Here is a 14397-nt window from a genome sequence, read left to right as displayed (position 1 = left end):
GTACGGGACGCGCAGTCGAACCCTTCGGGCAGCGTTTGTGGGGACTTTCTGCTGCGTTATCAGCTTCTCATGTAGGCTAGCTTCACATCGAAGCCTCTGCCTTGCATGAAATCCCCACAAACTGCTGCAAAAATCATCGCCAAAGGTCAACAGACCCTGGGAATTGATGTCTTAAGTATAAGACATAGTTCAGATTTAAGATTACCAATATTCAATGCATGGATATCGTGGGTAGCGACCACAACTTCAGGCAGTTTGATGTCCTGAATGCCATCAGTAAGAAATACGGTTGGAATGTTGCGACGGTTTAGTTGGTCCAGCAGTTTGTCGATGGGTTCATTTTGAGGGAATGCCATCATGACCAGTTGGAAAGGTTGTTGGCCTAATGCGAGGTTTGCACGTGAAACTGATTCGGCAGCAGAGATCTCACATGCAGGATAGAGCTGGTTTCTGAGTGCTGTCAGTAAATCTTCATTGTGTCCTACAAAGAGTATTTGAAATTCGGCAAGCGTATCTGCAACTTGCTGGGCTTTCGGGAGGGAAGGGGCGTTTTCACAAGGCAAAGTGAAGAAGAACGTAGACCCTTGCCCCTGTGTGGAGAAAAAATTGATGCTGCCTTTGTGCGCCTCGATAATGGATTTAGTGATAGCTAGCCCAAGACCAGTGCCGCCCACGCGCCGGGTGTCAGAGCTATCAGCCTGGGAGAACCGATCGAAGATGTGATCAAGGAACTCTTCCGGAATGCCAGTTCCTACATCAGTCACTTCCACTTTATACTCGCCCCCCTGTAAAGAGAGCAAAATGTCTACTTTATCTCCTGGCTTTGAATACTTGATTGCGTTGGAAATCAGGTTTGCCATCACCTGCTGCATGCGAGGGGAGTCAGCGATGATGAAGGCATTTTCTGTTTCCGTTCGGAACGACATTCTGACTTGATGCTGGCGGGCGTAATCCTGATTGTCCTCAATTGAACGGGTGATGATGCTGTAGAGATTGTTCCTGTGGAAGGTATATACCATCTGATCGGATTTGAGCTTTTCGATATCCAGAATATCGTTGATCAGCAGAGTCAGGCGTTCACAGTTCCTGAGTGCCAGGGTCAGCATTTTATGCGTTTTTGGGGGTAACTCATCCGCGAATTTTCCGAGGATCAAACCGAGCGCACCAAGTATTGAAGTCAGGGGGGTGCGAAGCTCGTGGCTCACTGTGGCCACAAACTCGCTTTTCATCGCCTCATCTTGCTTTCGTGAAGTGATATCGCGGATGATACCGGTAAACATCCGTTTTCCCGATACTTGCATTTCGCTGACTGACAGCTCCGCAGGAAATGTCGAGCCATCTTTACGTCTTGCGACAACTTCACGACCCACACCGATAATTCGAGCCTGCTTACCCGAGAGATAATTATTGATGTAAGTGTCGTGGTCACGGGCGAATTTATGAGGCATGAGGATATTGACTTTCTGACTCACAACCTCACTTGCTTTGTATCCAAACAATCCTTCGGCAGCGGGATTAAACGTGGCGATATAGCCCTGTGAATCGATGGTGATAATGGCATCAATGACAGTATCCACAATCGCGATTATCTGGCTTTGCCCAGACTGACGCTCTTCCTGAATATTTTGTTCATTGATGCGGTTTATTTCTTGGGTAGCGTGGTTAAAAACCTCTGCCAGGGTCGCCAACTCTGCGTCTGATGCATGCGCTTTTACCGGGTATTCCCCTGCCTTGACTTCGTTGGCAAGTTCAACGATTGGTGTGGCCATTTTTTGCCCGATTCGCTTGGTGATAATGACCAGTGGAATCATGGCGATAAGCGCAAGGATACTGAAGTTGGTAAGCCAGGGTGAAATTTCCTTGAGCATAGAAATATAGGGTTGGTTCAAGGTAATAGAAATGTCGAATTTTCCAATCAGCAGGTCTTGCGCGGGATACATAGAAACTTTAATACCCATAGCATCGAGATCACCTTCACTATTCCCCCACTTTTGATGAATGTTGAGGTCGTAGCTGTGGTCAAGGTTTGCCAGAGCTGCTTCTGTCAGCCGGTCCAGATTGATTTTGGCAATGATTCCCCCCTGGACTGCGTAGTAGTAATTAATCGGCTCAATGATATAGAAGCTACCGTTGATAAACTTGACGTCCCCGCGGCCAGAGGAAAGTGTATCTGTGACGAGTTGCGGGGAAAACCATCCGATATCGCCTTGTCTATCGCCGAGTGCATTCCCTGCATAATCAAACAGCAAGGCGTCCTCAATAGCGGTATAGAGCGTCAGATCTTCCAAAGCATGATGGAAGTAATATTGCTCAGTTCCGATATTAATAAGACTGTTGATGGAAAGCTGGCTTTGTGCTGTTCGTGATACTGCCCGTTGCTGCGTTTTTAGCTCTAGGTCAAGAAGACCTAAAGTATTAAACGCATCACTATGGAGCGTACTTTGGAGCTGTCGCTCAATTCGGAAAATTTCCATGATGGTGGTAGCGCCCACAATCAAAAGTAAGAATGAGACAAGTAGTAGCAGGAGAAGTCTGGAAAAGCGGTTGGCAATGCTGGTTTTGGTTGCCATCAGCGATCGCTCTCCAATGGATAAAGACTTCCGTCTTTATAGTGAGCGAACAGGTAGTCTTCTGATGTCAGGGCATCTTGCTTACCGCGATCAAACGGAGAACGGTATTGCTTTAGCAGTCCGTTGTATCTATCCAATTTAGTGAGTTCTTTTTGGATGGCGGACATATCTGCCGAACCTGCCTTTTCAGCAGCAATAGCGAGCATATGCATTAAATCATAAGCATGTGCTGTACCGGACGGGGCATAAATATCTGATTCTTTTTTGGTTCCATAGCGGCGGTGGTAGCGTTGGACTAAAGTTTTGGCTTCAGGTGTGTTGTTTTCAACGAAAGTGAACGTTTGCAATACGCGGAGATCGACGGCCCTAAGCGCGCTCTCAGAACGTCTGGCAAACTCTGAGCCTGTGATCCCCCAATGAGAGAAAACGACTGGTGGATTGGGGTATTTGGCAAGTTGGTAAACAAACTTTTCACCTTCTACGGCATTGCCGACAAAAATGATGGATTCAACGCCTTTCTGGACGAGATTTTTAACTTTATTTCCCATGTTTTTCTCACCCCAGTCAAACCACTCGACGTGAACAGGAGCAAGCGTACGTCTCTTCATCTCTTTTGTCAGTCCCTCAAAATTGCTCCTTCCCCAGCCATTATTGACCAGCAAAAAGCCTACTTTTTTAGAAACACTCAATGCGCCATCCAGCATAAACTGGGCGGCGTATTCGTCCCGCACGGAAACCCGGAAAACAAAATTCGGATTTTGCCCATTACTGACAATGGGAGTGGCGGCAGCCCAGGGAGCCAGCATCAGTATTTTGTGTTGGTGCAGCAAATCCAGTTCTGCCAGCACAACGGGACTACTGATTCCACCAAACACAGCAATTAGGTTGGGTAGTTCCGAGAATATTGCAATGTTATCTAACCCCCGGGAGGGGACCATAGAATTGTTTCTGACGACCAATTTCACTTCTTTGCCCAGTACGCCACCACCTTGATTAATTTCTTCCAGCGCGAGTTCTATTCCCCTGCGTATAGACAATCCCGAAATGGCTGAACCACCGATCATATCGGCGTCTAACGCAACAATAAGTTTATCTGGATGCGGATGGTTCCAATTCTCTTTTCCTTGAAGCACTTGTTCGATAATAGCCGTGCCGATCCGCATCCTGTTATGTTCCATGATGTTAGAAGACGAGGCTTTTAAATCGGCAAGCAAGCTGTCAGACGGTTGCCGGGTGATTCCTTCTTCCCTTAAATTGGCAAGCGCAACATGATCTTTTCGATGGGAAATTTCATTTTGGAAGGAGGTGGCAATATTACTGGCGCTATTGATGAGAGTTTTCTGCGCTTCAGAGAGCTTTGCGTTCGCTTTCTCCGACATGATCAATATTTGGGTTTGGTGACCATGACGGGTGAGATAGAGTTTCTGCCCAGCAATTCGACGCGCTGATAACCGGCTTAGCGTGATTTCTTCTCCATCCAAATCCCCATTTGAGAAAGCCTGCGTTACCACTTCATCTGATACGGGAATAGCCAGGCTTTTCCAAGCAGAGAATTGCTGTTTAATAATGGCACTTTCGGTGACGCGAAAGCGGCGTTGGTCTAATTGTGAGATGGTTTCCATGGGAAAAGTGGTGACGAGATGCTTAAAGCCACCATCCCAAAATGCCAGTCCGACAAGCTCTTTTTTTCGGAGAGAGTTAAGCAAGAGTTTGCCAGCCGGACTTTCATAAACTTGTGTGACTTGTTCATGATCTGTAAAGAAAAAAGGCAAATCAAACAGTTCAAGAGAAGGATAAAGGTAGGACATCTTTGAGCTTGTCACAACAGCAAAGTCCACCTCGCCTTTCTGGACGGAAGCAATCAACTCCCGCTCACTGACGTTGTTGGGCTTAAATGATGCAGATACAGTCAGTTGACCTTTGGATCTTTCGTTTATCAGCGAGGCGAAGTACAGGGCTGCTTCTGAGCTTGCACTGCCCTCGTGGCTTGATACCGCAAGTTTAAGGGCCAGAGCTTTTGCTTCTTCGTCTTGCTGGCTTCCAGAGATTTCACGGCTGTCGCAGCCGCTTAATAGCATCGACAACGCCGTCAGAATGAAGATGTATTTCATTGTTTTTCCCGCTTGAATAAGACTTTTTTGTCTCATAAAAGACTAGATATGAGACATATGTCTTTCCAGTGAGATAAAAATAAAAGTACTGCGGTAAACCAGTCCTCAGGAAAGGCTGGTGGGGAAGTAAGCGCTAATGGCGGGTAATTTGATGAATATTAGAGACGACTTTTCATCGAAAGGGGGGGATGACATAAAAATTGCTGCTCGGTGATACTTGGCCAGATCCCACATACAGACAGGAGCCTCTTACGCGGTAGACCATGCCTTGCTGGACCAGATAATGGGTGGCTTCGCGTAGGGTCACGCGTTTGATATCTAGATGTTTGTGTGGAAGTTTGCCAAAGCGTTAATACGCCGAACTGGGCTAGTATATTAATTGTGTGGTTAATCAATAAGCGATAACCCATCGCTAATAAAAACGAAACCACCTTTGTAGTCAGCCAGAATTAAGGGGCGGTTTATGCTTTACCAATTCAACGCAACCTATATGGATGCTATCAAGCCATTGAACAGCTGGGTTAAGTTTGTGCGGGATGTGAATGCCGCCCCCTGGAACCCAATGAAAACGACTCCGGTTATCCGAACGCTTGATGCTTCCATGGAACTGGTGGAGCGGCTGACTGATTGCTATGACGAACCGGCCTGGGGGCTTGATACCACCGTCATCAACGGCGAGAAGCTCGCGATTCAGTACAATGTGATTGCCAATAAACCTTTCTGTAATCTGCTGCATTTTCGCCGCAGCAAAGCCCAAATTAACCAACCTAAAGTACTTTTCGTTGCGCCGCTTTCCGGTCACTTCGCTACCTTGCTGCGTGGCACGATTGACACCTTTCTGCCAGATCACGATGTGTATGTCACAGACTGGCATAATGCCCGCGATGTGCCGCTGAGTGAAGGGGAGTTCCACTTCGACGATTATGTGGATTATCTGGTCGAATTCTTAGAACTTCTGGGGCCAGACACCCATGCCATCGCGGTTTGTCAGCCTTGCGTTCCTTTAATGGTGGCCACCGCCTTGATGTCAGCGCGTAACAATCCTGCGGTGCCTTGCAGTATGACGCTGATGGGCGGGCCGATAGACACCAGAATCAACCCGACGGAAGTGAACGATTATGCCAGTGACAAGGATTTGGAGTGGTTTGAATCCAACGTGATTTGTACTGTGCCCGAGCAATATGAGGGGGCGGGACAATTGGTTTATCCCGGTTTCGTACAGCTTTCCGGTTTCATGTCGATGAACCTTGATACCCATGTGCAGAAGCACTTCAAGTTCTTTGGCGATTTGGTGAAAGGCGATGGCGACAATGCAGAAGCCCACCGTAAGTTTTACAATGAATACCTCGCCGTGATGGATTTGCCTGCCCATTACTACCTCGATACCATTCGCAAGGTCTTCCTCGAACACAAACTGCCTAATAAGACCATGCAGTATCGCGGAGAGCTTATCGATTTGGATGCCATTACCCAAACTGCCATATTGACCATTGAAGGGGAGTTAGATGACATCACCGGCCGTGGTCAAACTTCTGCAGCCTTGGATCTTTGTACCAAGCTGCCGAAATCAAAGAAACTCCATTATGAGCAAAAAGGTGTCGGGCACTACGGTATTTTCAACGGTCGCCGCTACCGAGAGGCGATAGCACCTAAGATCAAAGGGTTTATTAAAAAACACGCTTCATAGGTGAAGATAAAGGATTTACTGAGCGTAACGGGTCTCGGCTATTGAAGCACGTTGTATCGGAGGCTCTCCAGAAAATGGGGAGCCCCGTTTTTCTAGTCAGTGCCTGCTGAAAAGAACCTACGCCGAAATACGCTGATTTCTCCTGCCTTGTATTCTTCCCAACGTGTATTGTCGAGATGAGAGTGCGTAGTAAGGCGTGCTGATTCCAATGATGCTTCAAGAGAGGAAAGGGCTGCCTGATAACGCGCTACTTTTTCTGATTGTGCTATCACTGCTCGCTCACGGGCCAGTACCTGCTCTGCTTCCCGAGGTTCGAGGTAATAATTTGCGAGTTGACTTTGGATGATACTGCGTTGTTCGTTGGTAAAACTTGGAGGAATGAGAGCAAGGCCTTGCTCATATTGATTTACCCCTGATTCAAGCGCCAGTACCTTTAAATCTTGACGCCAATGACCGAGGAGAGATTGATACTCCGACAAAAAGATATCGGCTGAAACATTGTTTAGCTGCTGTGCTTGTTGCTTAAAATCCAGCATAGTGAATGCATCTGCCAGCACCACACTGGTGTGATCATCCCAAGTCTCTGCTCCATATCGTTTGAAGATGGCGATATTCTCTTCAATCGTATTGTCATTGGTGAGTGGGACAGTGGATTGGACTGTTTTCCAGATTTCACTTCGCATGGGGAAAGTGGCTAGCAGATCATAATTAACCGCAGAGAGGCGCTGCTGCAGTTCTAACAAGCGCTCGTCGCAATTTTCTTTCCCAGAGCAGTGAGTCCAAAATGCCTGTAAAGATCGTTGCAGAGGCTCGCCTTTTAAGCGTTTAAGATCCCCTAAGAGTAAATCATCGCTAAATAATGAACTGTTCACCTCTAGGTTTGTCGAGGCGGAAACCTTGTCTGTAGTGCGCAAGGGTAAAGCGATGTCAGGCTCAGTTTGAGGCGTATTGGTGACATCAGCTTTTGTCGGTATGACAGCCACATTAGGTGTGTCAGCGTCACTTCCTAACCCAATGAAGATGCCTGTCAGTAAGACAGGCACCAAGCCGATAACGACTTTTTTCATTGCTGAATCACCGCGGCGACGGGAAAGTGATCAGACAGATTCCAGTGTTTCCATAGTCTCGCGTCTGTTGTTCTAGGGACATCGACGCGGTTGTCATTGGTCGCGGTATTCGAGCCATATTCCCTACTGATCATGACGTAGTCGAGATATTCTATGTGCTCTCCACCGGACAGCGCTTCACCGGCAAAATTGTTGATACGTGGATCAAATGTTGATTCGGTGTAGCCCGAGTAAGTTGGCTCGACAGCAGCGAGGTTCTCGATCATCTGTTGATAGTCACCGGGAAACTTAAGTTTGTTCACGTTGAAGTCTCCGCTGTAGATGACGGTATCATTTGCCGAAATATCGAGTGAATTTGCGAGAGCCCGAATTTGTTGGAACTGTCGCTGCCTGTATTCTCTTGCGGTATCGGTATCAAAAGAAGCCGTATGTGTGGCAAAGACATGATAGGCCTTTCCGCCTTTGATGATCTCCGCGTAATTTACCCCTTTATCGGCGAAGCAATCTGTACCCGAGCAATCAGGGAAGATAAATTGTGTTTCATTCACGATAGGGTAGCGGCTGACAATGACCACACCACCATCATATATATTTGAACTGTTCTTACTCAGCATTTGGGTCTGATAAGGATATTCAGCGGCCAGTCTGCGGAGGAAGCTGCCTCTCCCGTTAGCAAAGACTTCTTGCAGCGCGATAACGTCATAGCCTTTCACGTATTCGGGGATGATATTGAACCGATCACCGATATGAGAGGCAATCAATGGCAAAGCCCAAATGTTATACGTCATGACTTTTAACGTATCTTCAGATGGTGCTTGAGGCTCACCTATTTTCTCAGGAGTGATGGTGTAATAAAGATTATCATATCTGGCGGTAGCAACGGATTTCATGGCCAGCTCCGTAGGACGGTCCTGAAACACAGAGGTGTGGAAACGGTGAATGTTCCGGTCATTCTGCATGTGCAAAGGCACATCATCTGCGCTGACACCATAGGAAATAGAAGAGTGACTCCAATGACCCGTCATGGTTTGGTGTAACATAGATTGCTGGCCAGATTCATTGGTGACTACGGTAGTGAAGCGGTATTCTTTGCCTGCTTTAACGCCCTCCCAGCGATTGAAAGTCAACACGGGTTTGGTCTCCCAAGGCCCCAACGTTTGAGTGAGTTGGAACCATTCATTTCCATGTTCAAGTAAGTCAGAACCGGAATGATCAACATTGATAGTGAGAGTCTGGCTAGAGTTGTTTGTCAGGTAGACATCACTACCAGCAAGCACGTTTGTTGTCGTTAGAAAAGATAATAATAGAGCCCACTTTTTCATTTGAGATATACCCTCTGATTGATTTCCGGGTGAACCTAAACTTCTAATGTGACAATATATTTCGATTTTTAATCTGCCTTTTTAAAGTTAATTTAACTTTAATTTGTATCTTTGTTTTAATCTGTTTATACCTCCTTGTGATTTTGGTTTAAAATATTGGTTTAAATGATCTTTTGCGGACTTCATTTTGACTTTTATGACCTTTCTTGTTTTAAACGAAATGGATGGTTAGTTAATTTTTAAAATGACTTGCAAGTTTATTTTCGATGAGATTCAAATTGTTTTATTTATTCTTTTTGTAACATTATAGAAATAAGGTGTGAATTTTTTCAGTTTAATTTCATGTGGAATTTTCGAAGTTTGATGAAGCGGTTTATGAGTGGGCTAGTCATCGTTACACCTGATCACAAAGAGGCATTTTTTGGTGTTAGTCAACTTGCCCGAAGGGATGCCCTCAATGCGCCCACTTCTTCGTTTAATTCCAGGGAAATAGAACCACTATTCCTCGTGAAATTTGCCTCGAATTGAATGCATTGATGACCTCTGAATAGAAGTATCTTCAGGTTGTTTGGGTATATCTGAGTCCTGCATCTTCAGGTTTTTTGGGGATAGCATCTTACCTTTACGCTTGAAACCCAGCGTGGGTAGGTAATACAAGGATATTCACTAAAAACGGAAAACACTTTTGCCACTGACGTGATTCTGTTCCTTCCTGATCGTCGTTATAAAGAAACGAAACGGTTTGAGAAGGAACAGCGGATGTTAAGAAAACTACTTCCCGTCATCGTGATGCTGGCAGGCATTGTCGGCGTTTCAACGGCCAACGCCCATGGCCCATCAAGGCTCAAAGTCTCTGAATCTGTCACCATCAATGCCCCAGCGGACAAAGTTTGGAAAACGGTAGGGGCTTTCGAGAGCCTTTCCTGGTTGCCACCCGTGACTAAAGTGGTCATGGAATCAGGAAACCCGGCTGAGAAAGGGGCGGTGCGTGTCGTTTATGTGGGTGACCAGAGCGTGACGGAAGAGATAAAGCGCTACAACCCTGACGCCATGATGCTCAAATACAAAATCATCAAAGACAACACCGCGTTGTTACCCGTCACCAACTACCAGTCCACCATCAAAGTGAAAGCCGAAGGTGACAAAAGTGTGGTGACTTGGAAGGCCGGATTCTACCGTGGCTATCCGAACAACGATCCGCCTGAAAACCTCAACGACGCAACAGCCATTTCAGCCATCACCGGACTCTATAAAGCGGGTTTAGATAACCTGAAAGCAGAGATGGAGAAGTAAGATTCCCCCTCCCCCCATTTAACTCCGTCCTTGTCTCTCCCGTTTAAAGGGAATGACACAATCGGTCTTGGCTCCCCCTTTTTAGGGGAGAGGCGAGGAGGGGTTAACTTTCGTTAAAGATGGTTTTTAGCTCAATTCCTGAGAGCCGCCGCCACTGACTGTCAGCACCTGACCACTCACCCAAGCTGCCGCGGGCGAGCACAGAAACAGGGCGGCAAGCGCAATATCATCGGTTTTCCCAAGCCTTCCGAGTGGCGTGTGTTTCAGCATGGCTTTTTCAATATCAGGGGTGAGCACTTTCTCCAGCGCCGCCGTGCGGATTGCCCCCGGTGCAATGGCATTCACGCGAATGCCCCTGGCACCCAAATCAAAAGCGGTATTGCGGGTGAGATGATTGATGGCGGCTTTCGAAGAGCCATAAGACGCCATCATCCAGTTTTTGTTTTCGCCAGCCATCGAACTGATATTCAATACTGCGCCTCCGCCGGCTTTTTCCATCTCCGGCGCGCAAAGCTGCATCAGCCTGAAAGGGGAAAATACATTGAGTTGATACGCCCACTCAAAGTCTGCCATTGGCATGTCGAAGGGTTTTGGGCCGCCACCGCCTGCATTGTTGGCAAGGATAGTCACCTTGCCAAATGTCGTGACAGCACGTTCAACCAAAGCCGTTCTGTCTTCTTCTTTGGTGACGTTACAGGCCGCTGAGATAGCATGTCGACCTGTAGCATTAATGGCGGAAGCCACTTCTGTCGCGGCATCCAAATCCAGATCGCTTACCATCACTTCTGCGCCTGCATCAGCAAAAACTTCGGCTATCCGGCGCCCAATCCCGGCGGCAGCACCGGTGACAATGGCAACCTGACCATCAAGGCTGAACTGTTGAATGACTGGCATAACAAACCCTCATTGAAAAGAGATGCATAGAGCCTAGATGTGTAGGGCAGAAGAGCGCGCGTTATTCTTGATACAAAGCAGGAAGGGGAAAGTGGGAAAGTGGCAAAGATAGTTTTCGGGAGAAGAAAGCAAAGAAGGAGCCTTGTGGCCCCCTCTGTTAGTCAGATGTGTTATCCCGCGTAGCGGAAGTAATCCAGACCCTCGACATTACTGGTGATCTCTTTGGAGATGATTTGCGCCAGCAGATGGCCGGAACCACAAGCCATGGTCCAGCCCAGCGTACCATGACCGGTATTGGTGAACAGATTGTCGAACGGCGTTTTACCTATCAGCGGCGTACCATCTGGCGTCATTGGGCGGAACCCTGTCCAGAACTCGGCTTTGTCGAAATCGCCGCTGTGTGGGAACAGATCTTTTACCACCATGGAAATCGTCGCTTTGCGCTTTTCCGGAATAGAAGGATCGAAGCCTGCCAACTCAGCAGTGCCCGCCACACGGATACGATCGTCAAAGCGGGTCAGGGCGACTTTGTAGGTTTCGTCCATCACGGTTGATGTCGGTGCCTGCGTTTCGTCAGTGATAGGCACGGTCAGCGAGTAACCTTTCACCGGGTACACAGGAATACTCAGACCCAGACCTGCCATAAACTTGGTCGAGTAGCTGCCCATCGCCACCACATAAGCGTCTGCTTCCAGTTCGCCTTTATCCGTTACGACGCTGACAATTCGGGTGCCTTCGCGTTTCACATTCTTCACTTCGGTGTCGAACATAAATTCCACGCCGTGCGCTTTGGCAAGCTCGGTCATTTGCTGGCAGAACAGGTAGCAATCACCCGTTTCGTCATCCGGCAGATAGAGACCGCCAGTCAGCTTGTGGCTCACAGAGGCCAATCCGGGCTCTTGCTTGATGCAATCTTCGACCGTCATACGCTGATAACGGGTACCGCTTTGCTCCAGAAGGGCGATGTCTTTTTCTACCGCATCAAGTTGCTTCTGATTACGGAAGATTTGCAGTGTGCCTTTCTGGCGCCCCTGATATTCGATGTCATGCTTCTCACGCAAATCCAACAGACACTGACGGCTATGGTTGGCAATGCCCAGCATACGCGACTTGTTCACCTGATAACGATCAAGCTGACAGTTTGACAGCATTTGCGTTGCCCATTTGATCAACTGAGGATCGAGCGAGGGTTTCACTTTGAGCGGTGCGTGTTCTTCCATCAGCCAACGAATGGCCTTTTGCGGAATACCGGGTGCTGCCCAAGGAGAGGAGTAACCGTAGGAGATTTGCCCTGCATTGGCGAAACTGGTTTCTTCGCCCGCTTTAGATTGGCGATCGACGACAGTGACTTTGTAACCTGCCTGCTGCAAATACCAGGCGCTCATCAAACCGACAACGCCACTTCCCAAGACCAATACTTTCATGATTATTCCCCCCAATCAGACAGGGCGAGTTTGCGGTGTTTACATAACCCTAACAATCGATTTAAATTAATCACTGTGTATAGAATGTCTAAAAGCAAAAATGCAGACACTCAAAAGCCAACATCTCGGTGCCCTTTATACTTTTTCGGAAGTTGGGAGGCACAGCACACTGACCAGCGCCGCGAAAGCTATGCACCTGACTACTGGGGCGGTGAGCCAACAGTTGTTGCAACTGGAGCAGCAACTGGGTTTCACTCTGCTTGAACGTCATTCCCGGGGTATTCGTCTGACCGAAAAGGGTAAACAGCTTCACCAAAATGTGAGTTTCCATTTAGCAGAAATTGATGCAGAAATCGCCAGCTTGCAACGTAATACCGGAAAGAAACAGGAAATCCGTCTAAAGCTGACGCCTTCCTTTGCGTTTAAATGGCTGGTGCCAAAACTCGAAAGCTTCCACGACTTTTACCCCGATATTCAGGTACAGATCTATGCCGAAGGCGCATTGGTGAACGCTGACACGCGGGACTTTGATCTTGCCATCGACTATCGCCCGCATCCTTTCAAACATCCGAACGCTGAACTGTTGTTGGACGAGTATCTGCTGCCAGTGATGAACTCAAGATATCTGGAACGTCACCAGTGGCTGCAAAACGAAGCAGGTAATGCTCAGCATTGGCGCGGTATCACCTTGCTGCACGATGCCATGCCATGGGAAAAAGCCGACAAGGATTTAGAATGGCGAAACTGGGCCAAAGCAATGCAGCTTTCTGTACCCACCGAAAGCGGCCACTTCTTTAACCGCACTGATATGGCCATGTCCGCCGCAGAAGCAGGCGTAGGCATCGCGATGGCGCGTATGGCGCTTATCGATAATGAGTTGGAAACCGGAAGGTTGGTGTCACCGTTTTCACCCATCAAAGCCAACGCAGGGTATTACCTGATCAGCAATATGCAGGACGAAAGCACGGAGAGCTTTGTGAGCTGGTTGAAGGGGATGATTGCCAGAGTTTGTTGACCGTTGGTGGTTGAGTTTTGTTCCCATCATAAGCGTTTTAGGCGCGGCGAGGTATATGCTGCCCGGTTATTCTAAGCAAATACACTAGGGTCTGTTGACCTTTGGTGGTTAAATTTTGTTCTCGCTATAAGCGTTTTAGGCGCGGCGAGGTATATGCTGCCCGGTTATTCTAAGCAAATACACCTCAACAAAGCTTAAAATGCTTAGAGTACGGGACGCGCAGTCGAACCCTTCGGGCAGCGTTTGTGGGGAATTTCTGCTGCGTTATCAGCTTCTCATGTAGGCGAGCTACACATCGAAGCCTCTGCCTTGCATAAAATCCCCACAAACTGCTGCAAAAATCATAACCAAAGGTCAACAGACCCTAGGCGTTATACTGGGTAATACAGTGTTGACTGAGTTCAGCATACTGAGCCTGTATCTCAGCCATAAAGGTTTCTGAACAATCGACGTGATCCACAGGTTGGCCGATAACAACATCGCAGTTGAAAGGTACAAACATCGCTGTGCCCTTGGGCAAAGACATACCAAGGCCTTTCATGACAACCGGGATAACAGGACAGTGGTCATGCTCTCTTGCCAGGTGGTAGATCCCTTTTTTTAACTCGCTCATCACCTCAGGTTCACCTCGGCTTCCTTCAGGAAATACCAATAAAATATCTCCCTTATCCAGCGCGCGGTGGCATTCATTAAACAGCGCATTCCTATCAGCAGCATTTCCTGTTCTGTTAATAGGGATGATGCCGATAACATTTAATGAGAGCCAGGCAGAAAAGCGATTTGACAGAAAATAGTCAGCAGCAGCCACAGGGCGAACCTTGTGGACCAGACTAATGGGAAACAAAGCGAGCAATACCAGCGTATCAAGATGGCTGTTATGGTTGGCGGCAATAAGGACAGGCCCTTTCTGAGGTAACTTGTTGCGATTGATGACATTTAAACCAAGCGCAACAAAGACCAGCGGTTTTACCACCAGAAAAATAAACATTATTTTCAGTGCTTTAGATAGCATAA

The 14397-nt window shown here is 47.6% G+C and carries 10 protein-coding genes; 3 read left to right on the top strand and 7 right to left on the bottom strand.

Translation table 11 applies throughout. The features are described from left to right. Positions 1–146: 146 nt before the first annotated feature. On the bottom strand, positions 147–2570 hold the full coding sequence (locus GMA8713_RS01860; RefSeq protein WP_062705194.1) for a sensor histidine kinase: 2424 nt from the start codon (positions 2568–2570) through the stop codon (positions 147–149). Further along, on the bottom strand, positions 2570–4681 hold the full coding sequence (dctP, locus tag GMA8713_RS01855) for a TRAP transporter substrate-binding protein DctP (protein WP_062705192.1): 2112 nt from the start codon (positions 4679–4681) through the stop codon (positions 2570–2572). Before dctP ends, GMA8713_RS01860 begins: the two co-directional genes overlap by 1 nt. Before the next feature lie 463 nt (positions 4682–5144). Here dctP and GMA8713_RS01850 point away from each other — a divergent pair, with 463 nt between their 5' ends. Further along, on the top strand, positions 5145–6368 hold the full coding sequence (locus GMA8713_RS01850; RefSeq protein ID WP_062705190.1) for a polyhydroxyalkanoate depolymerase: 1224 nt from the start codon (positions 5145–5147) through the stop codon (positions 6366–6368). 92 nt (positions 6369–6460) lie between these two features. Here the strand turns inward: GMA8713_RS01850 and GMA8713_RS01845 are convergent, their stop codons facing one another. Further along, the gene (locus GMA8713_RS01845) at positions 6461–7435 is read right to left on the bottom strand and encodes a hypothetical protein (protein WP_062705188.1); all 975 of its coding nucleotides are present in this window, start codon (positions 7433–7435) and stop codon (positions 6461–6463) included. Further along, entirely contained in the window at positions 7432–8757 is a 1326-nt protein-coding gene (locus tag GMA8713_RS01840; protein WP_062705186.1) for a sphingomyelin phosphodiesterase, read from the bottom strand. The genes GMA8713_RS01845 and GMA8713_RS01840 overlap by 4 nt, the downstream gene beginning before the upstream one ends. A 759-nt stretch (positions 8758–9516) precedes the next feature. Here GMA8713_RS01840 and GMA8713_RS01835 point away from each other — a divergent pair. Further along, positions 9517–10050: an SRPBCC family protein gene (locus tag GMA8713_RS01835; RefSeq protein ID WP_062705184.1), complete on the top strand. Its 534-nt coding sequence runs from the start codon at positions 9517–9519 to the stop codon at positions 10048–10050. A gap of 126 nt (positions 10051–10176) precedes the next feature. Here GMA8713_RS01835 and hdhA read toward each other — a convergent pair whose 3' ends face one another. Continuing rightward, a complete protein-coding gene (gene hdhA / locus GMA8713_RS01830; protein WP_062705182.1) occupies positions 10177–10944 on the bottom strand; it encodes a 7-alpha-hydroxysteroid dehydrogenase in 768 nt (255 codons plus the stop codon). Between the two features lie 170 nt (positions 10945–11114). After that, positions 11115–12368, bottom strand: coding sequence for a D-amino acid dehydrogenase (locus GMA8713_RS01825; RefSeq protein WP_062705180.1), 1254 nt, complete (start codon positions 12366–12368; stop codon positions 11115–11117). Positions 12369–12468: 100 nt separating this feature from the next. On the opposite strand from GMA8713_RS01825, the gene GMA8713_RS01820 reads away from it, so the two are divergent. Beyond that, positions 12469–13383, top strand: a complete 915-nt coding sequence (locus GMA8713_RS01820) for a LysR substrate-binding domain-containing protein (protein ID WP_062705178.1) — start codon at positions 12469–12471, stop codon at positions 13381–13383. A gap of 364 nt (positions 13384–13747) precedes the next feature. Here the strand turns inward: GMA8713_RS01820 and GMA8713_RS01815 are convergent, their stop codons facing one another. After that, positions 13748–14395, bottom strand: a complete 648-nt coding sequence (locus GMA8713_RS01815) for a lysophospholipid acyltransferase family protein (protein WP_062705176.1) — start codon at positions 14393–14395, stop codon at positions 13748–13750. Between the last annotated feature and the right edge of the window lie 2 nt (positions 14396–14397).

The sequence above is a fragment of the Grimontia marina genome (assembly GCF_900060185.1).
Taxonomy (GTDB): domain Bacteria; phylum Pseudomonadota; class Gammaproteobacteria; order Enterobacterales; family Vibrionaceae; genus Enterovibrio; species Enterovibrio marinus.
The sequence above is the reverse complement of the archived record's forward strand: the minus strand, read 5'-3'. Positions and strand labels throughout refer to the sequence as shown.

Excerpts from the sequence above, each read along its gene's own strand:
- hdhA (WP_062705182.1), bottom strand. The coding sequence starts at position 10,944 with ATGCCAGTCATTCAACAGTTCAGCCTTGATGGTCAGGTTGCCATTGTC.
- GMA8713_RS01820 (WP_062705178.1), top strand. The coding sequence starts at position 12,469 with ATGCAGACACTCAAAAGCCAACATCTCGGTGCCCTTTATACTTTTTCG.
- GMA8713_RS01860 (WP_062705194.1), bottom strand. The coding sequence starts at position 2,570 with ATGGCAACCAAAACCAGCATTGCCAACCGCTTTTCCAGACTTCTCCTG.
- GMA8713_RS01845 (WP_062705188.1), bottom strand. The coding sequence starts at position 7,435 with ATGAAAAAAGTCGTTATCGGCTTGGTGCCTGTCTTACTGACAGGCATC.
- GMA8713_RS01825 (WP_062705180.1), bottom strand. The coding sequence starts at position 12,368 with ATGAAAGTATTGGTCTTGGGAAGTGGCGTTGTCGGTTTGATGAGCGCC.
- GMA8713_RS01850 (WP_062705190.1), top strand. The coding sequence starts at position 5,145 with ATGCTTTACCAATTCAACGCAACCTATATGGATGCTATCAAGCCATTG.
- dctP (WP_062705192.1), bottom strand. The coding sequence starts at position 4,681 with ATGAAATACATCTTCATTCTGACGGCGTTGTCGATGCTATTAAGCGGC.
- GMA8713_RS01840 (WP_062705186.1), bottom strand. The coding sequence starts at position 8,757 with ATGAAAAAGTGGGCTCTATTATTATCTTTTCTAACGACAACAAACGTG.
- GMA8713_RS01815 (WP_062705176.1), bottom strand. The coding sequence starts at position 14,395 with ATGCTATCTAAAGCACTGAAAATAATGTTTATTTTTCTGGTGGTAAAA.
- GMA8713_RS01835 (WP_062705184.1), top strand. The coding sequence starts at position 9,517 with ATGTTAAGAAAACTACTTCCCGTCATCGTGATGCTGGCAGGCATTGTC.